At 54.1% G+C, this 5232-nt stretch carries 6 protein-coding genes; all 6 read left to right on the top strand.

The features are described 5' to 3' along the window. On the top strand, nucleotides 1–278 hold a 278-nt coding region (locus tag ACML7B_RS08570), incomplete at its 5' end, for an FCD domain-containing protein (RefSeq protein WP_418540629.1). Continuing rightward, nucleotides 260–1456: an NADP-dependent isocitrate dehydrogenase gene (locus ACML7B_RS08565; RefSeq protein ID WP_346708307.1), complete on the top strand. Its 1197-nt coding sequence runs from the start codon at nucleotides 260–262 to the stop codon at nucleotides 1454–1456. The genes ACML7B_RS08570 and ACML7B_RS08565, both read left to right, overlap by 19 nt. A gap of 95 nt (nucleotides 1457–1551) precedes the next feature. Then, nucleotides 1552–2262, top strand: coding sequence for a flavodoxin family protein (locus tag ACML7B_RS08560; RefSeq protein WP_418540626.1), 711 nt, complete (start codon nucleotides 1552–1554; stop codon nucleotides 2260–2262). Between the two features lie 45 nt (nucleotides 2263–2307). Next, the gene (locus ACML7B_RS08555) at nucleotides 2308–3009 is read left to right on the top strand and encodes a M23 family metallopeptidase (protein ID WP_418540624.1); all 702 of its coding nucleotides are present in this window, start codon (nucleotides 2308–2310) and stop codon (nucleotides 3007–3009) included. A gap of 110 nt (nucleotides 3010–3119) precedes the next feature. Continuing rightward, nucleotides 3120–4502 (top strand): RsmF rRNA methyltransferase first C-terminal domain-containing protein, encoded by a 1383-nt coding sequence (locus ACML7B_RS08550; protein ID WP_418540622.1) that lies wholly within the window; start codon nucleotides 3120–3122, stop codon nucleotides 4500–4502. Next, a partial coding sequence (locus ACML7B_RS08545; RefSeq protein ID WP_418540619.1) for a pseudouridine synthase occupies nucleotides 4502–5232 on the top strand: 731 nt, incomplete at its 3' end. The genes ACML7B_RS08550 and ACML7B_RS08545, both read left to right, overlap by 1 nt.

Genomic DNA, 5232 nt, shown 5'->3' with positions numbered 1-5232 from the left:
GAAAATTTCATAAAATCTTGTATGAAGCGTCAAATAGTCGTATACTGGAACATGTATTATCGGATTTCCATAAATATGTGAAGATGGCGAGGACCTTGTCAGTGGAGGAACAGGACCGGGCGGTCAAGTCTGTGGAGGAGCACAGGGAAATCCTGGAAGCCATCCGGAACAAGGACGCCGGACGGGCGGAAGCCCTGGCAGACCGGCATATTCGAAAGGCAATGGAAAATCTGCGGAATAAACAGGAGGAAGAAAGCGAATGGCAAAAATCAAAATGACAAACCCGATCGTGGAGATGGATGGGGACGAGATGACCCGGATCCTCTGGAAGATGATCAAGGACAATCTTCTGGAGCCGTTTATCGAGCTGAATACCGAGTATTATGATCTGGGACTGGAGCACCGCAACGAGACCAACGACCAGGTGACCATCGATTCGGCCAATGCAACCAAGAAACATAAAGTGGCGGTGAAATGTGCCACCATCACTCCCAACGCGGCGCGGATGGAGGAGTACGACCTGAAGGAAATGTGGAAGAGCCCCAACGGGACCATCCGGGCGATCCTGGACGGCACCGTGTTCCGGGCACCCATTGTGGTAAAAGGCATCGAGCCCTGTGTAAAAAACTGGGAGAAGCCCATCACCATCGCAAGACATGCATACGGCGACGTTTACAAGGGAACGGAGATGAAGATCCCGGGAGCGGGAAAGGCAGAGCTTGTCTACACTGCAGCGGACGGAACGGAACAAAGAGAACTGATCCATGAGTTCCAGGGCCCGGGGATCATCCAGGGCATGCACAACCTGAACGCATCCATTGAAAGCTTTGCCAGAAGCTGCTTTACTTACGCGCTGGATACAAAGCAGGATCTGTGGTTCGCAACCAAGGATACCATTTCCAAGAAATACGACCACACCTTCAAGGACATTTTCCAGGAGATTTATGATGCGGAATTCGCGGAGAAGTTTGAAGCCGCCGGAATCGAGTATTTCTACACCCTGATCGACGACGCGGTAGCCCGCGTGATGAAATCCAAGGGCGGTTACATCTGGGCCTGCAAGAATTACGACGGAGATGTGATGAGCGACATGATCTCATCCGCCTTTGGTTCTCTGGCCATGATGACCTCCGTGCTGGTGTCCCCGGACGGGTATTATGAATACGAGGCGGCTCACGGGACGGTGCAGCGCCATTATTACAAACATCTGAAGGGGGAAGAGACCTCCACCAACTCCGTGGCCACCATTTTTGCCTGGAGCGGAGCGCTGCGTAAGCGCGGCGAGCTGGACGGGAACCAGGAGCTGCAGGATTTCGCGGACCGTCTGGAGCAGGCCACCATTGATACCATCGAGAGCGGAAAGATGACCAAGGACCTGGCGCTGATCACCACGCTGGAGAATCCGACGGTGCTCAACAGCGAGGAATTTATCAAAGCCATCGCAGAGAAAATGTAAATTTTTATTCAATTGAGGACGTAGTAAAATGCAAAAAGGCTACGTCCTAAATTGACTTTTGGGGTGTACCAAAATGACATAAAGGGGAGACAGCAATGAACATACTGATGATAAACGCAACAATGAAAAAGGGGAAATCATACACCATCGGCCGTGCTTTGATCGACCGGATCGCCGGAGAGGAAGACCAGGTGCAGGAGATCTTTCTGCCAAAGGATATGCCGGAATTCTGCCGCGGCTGTGCCAGATGTATCCGGGAAGGGGAGGAACACTGCCCGGACTATCTGATCTATCTGAAGCGGATCACCGGGATGATAGATGAGGCGGATCTTCTGATCTTCACTACGCCGGTGTTTGTCTATCATACCAGCGGGCAGATGAAGGCGCTTCTGGATCACTATGGTTACCGGTGGATGGTCCATCGCCCGGAAGGGTCCATGTTCCTGAAGCAGGCGGTGTGCATCGCCACGGCTGCGGGAGCGGGAATGAGAAGCGCCATCAGGGATATCCGGGACAGCCTGCGCTGGTGGGGTGTCTCCCGGATCTACACCTATGGCGTGGCACTTCCCTGGGATACGCTGGAGGAGGCAGATGAGAAGAAGAAGGATGAGATGAGGGAGAAGCTGGAACAGATCGCCTCCAGGATCCAGAGAGATCCCGGGAAGATCTTTCCTTCTCCTGGCGTCTGGATCCGCTTCCACATCATGCGGATCTTCCAGCGGCGCAAGAAAGAGGCGGATATCGACCAGCGATACTGGGCGGAACAAGGATGGCTTGGCAGAAAACGCCCCTGGAAAGAGACATAAAAAATGTTTTCCCGCATATAGTGCAAAAAAAGGAGTTCTATCCTTATGCGCCATCCTGGAAAATATATACTTGCAATTCTTCTTCTGGCCCTCTTTACGGTGCTTTCTGTGCAAAGCCTGTATGAGACGGGCCAGAATTCTTTCTGGGATCCGGTGGAAATGGAGGATGAACCCTTCCGTGCAAAGTTCTTTTCTAAGGAACTGGAGGAAGAAGATCTCTCGGAAGCATGTAAGGCGCTTCAAAGGCAGGTGGCCGGGGAGATCCAGTATTTCCCGGTGCCAGATTCCGCACTGGATCCAAAGCTTACCACCAGCTATGTAAACACCTGGATGGCGGAGCGAAGCTACGGCGGAAAGCGGGGCCATGAGGGTATTGACATCATGGCGGACGTGCAGCGGCCGGGTCTCTATCCGGTGGTCAGCATGACAGATGGAGTGGTGACAAATCTTGGATGGCTGGAGCAGGGCGGCTACCGGATAGGCATAACGGGAGATAGTGGTACTTATTACTACTACGCACATCTGGATTCCTACGGACAAGTTGGGAAAGGAGACCGGATCCGGGCGGGGGAACTGCTGGGATATATGGGAGATTCAGGTTATGGCCCGGAGGGGACCAGAGGAAAGTTCGACGTACACCTGCATGTGGGGATCTATGTCTACCAGGAGGGGGAGGAGATCAGCCTGAATCCTTACTATGTGTTGCAGGCGCTGGAGGATCGAAGGCTTCGGTATGAGTATTCCTGAGAGAAGGAAAGGCTGGAAACTCCCGGAGAAGGGTAGAGTTCTTGCGGCAGATATGGTATACTATTTTAAGTATGTGCAATCACAGGAAAACCAGCTGGAGGGAACATCCCATGAAACTGCCTCAGGCATTTGAAGAGAAAATGAAGGGTCTTCTGGGAGAAGACTTTGATTCCTATATAGCCTGTTTTGACAATCCCCGTTATTATGGGCTTCGGGTAAATACGCAGAAAATTTCCGTGGAGGAATTCCGGCGGATCTGTCCTTTTGAGATCCGCCCCATCCCCTGGATCCACAATGGATTTTATTATGACGGGGAGAAGGAGGCGCCTTCCCGGCATCCCTATTACTTCGCAGGGCTTTATTATCTTCAGGAGCCAAGCGCCATGACCCCGGCGGACCGGCTGCCGGTCCATCCCGGAGACCGGGTGCTGGACGTGTGCGCGGCACCGGGGGGAAAAGCCACAGAGCTTGGTGCAAAGCTTCAGGGAGAAGGCCTTCTTGCAGCCAATGACCTGAGTAGTTCCAGGGCCAAGGGGCTTCTGAAGAACATTGAGCTTTTCGGCATTGGAAATGTGCTGGTGTTAAGCGAAGAACCGGGGGCGCTGGTGCCCCGCTTTGCCGGATATTTTGACAAGATCCTGATCGACGCTCCCTGCTCCGGCGAAGGGATGTTCCGCAAAGACCGGAAGATGGTGAAGGCCTGGGAGGAGCACGGACCGGAGTACTTCTGCAAGATCCAGAAGGGGATCATCCTGCAGGCGGCGCAGATGCTGCGCCCGGGCGGGCTTATGCTGTATTCCACCTGCACCTTTGGCCGGCGGGAGAATGAGGAAGTGATCGCCCATCTTCTAAGAGAGTTCCCGGAGTTTCAGATCCTGGAGATGACGCCTTATGAAGGGTTCTCACAAGGGATTCCCGGGGATCTGGAATATCCGGATCTTAGGCGGACTGTGCGGATCTTCCCTCACAAAATGAAGGGGGAGGGCCATTATCTGGCGCTGCTTCAGAAAGGCCCCGGGGAGGAGGCGCCCCGCCTTGCCGGCTCGGGACGGCCAAAGCGACTGCCGGAACCGCTGGCAGATTTCCTGGGGGAGATCCAAAGAGATTTTGATCCGTCCCGGATAGAGATCAATAAGGAGCGGGTGTACTATATGCCCTCCGGGATCCCGGATCTTCGGGGCGTCAGGTTCCTGCGGACAGGCCTTCTGATGGGGGAACTGAAGAAACAGCGTTTTGAGCCAAGCCAGGCGCTGGCCATGAACCTGAAGAAAGAAGAGTACAAAAAAGTGATCGATCTTTCTGCCGATGACGGGCGGGTCTTCCGCTATCTGAAGGGAGAGACCCTGGATGTGGAGGATCTGGTCCCGGAAGAGAGGGGAAAGAAGAAAAACAGCTGGTACCTGGTGTGTGTGGACGGTTATCCCCTGGGATGGGGGAAGCTTGCAGGGGGTATGCTGAAGAACAAATATCTGCCCGGATGGAGGATGTGCTGATGATGCGGCTGGACAAATATCTGGCGGAGATGGGGGAAGGCACCCGGCAGGAGGTGAAGGCCTTTATCCGCAAAGGCCGGGTGATGGTGGGCGGCGTCCCGGTGAAAAAGCCGGAAGCCAAAGTGGAAGAAGGAAAAGACCAGGTCACTTTGGACGGCCGCGAGATCCCCTATCAGAAATATCTGTATTATATGCTCAACAAGCCGGCGGGGGTGATCACCGCCACCACCGACAGCCGGGACCGGACAGTCCTGGATCTTCTGGGAGAGGACCGGCGAAAAGATCTGTTTCCGGTGGGGCGGCTTGATAAGGATACGGAAGGGCTGCTTCTTATCACCAACGACGGTCCTTTGGCCCATCGGCTCCTTTCCCCCAAGAAGCATGTGGACAAGTGTTACTATGCAAAAGTCCGGGGCGAAGTGACCGGTGAGGATGTGGAACAGTTTGCCCAAGGCCTCTTTCTTGCAGGCCTTGGGGAAGAGAAGGAAGAGAAAACCATGCCGGCCAGGCTGGAGATCCTAAAGACGGTTTCTACAGGCGGGGAAGAAGATCCTGGTTTTGTGTCAGAGATCCTTCTGACCATCCAGGAAGGAAAGTTCCATCAGGTGAAACGGATGTTCCAGGCGGTTGGCAAGGAAGTGCTGTATCTGAAGCGGCTGTCCATGGGAAGCCTTAAGCTGGACCCGGAGCTTGCGCCGGGGCAGTACCGGGAACTTACAAAAGAGGAGAT

This window comes from Massilistercora timonensis (genome assembly GCF_048354975.1).
GTDB classification, from domain to species: domain Bacteria; phylum Bacillota; class Clostridia; order Lachnospirales; family Lachnospiraceae; genus Massilistercora; species Massilistercora timonensis.
Note: the sequence above shows the minus strand (reverse complement) of the source record. Positions and strands in the feature narration are given on the sequence as shown.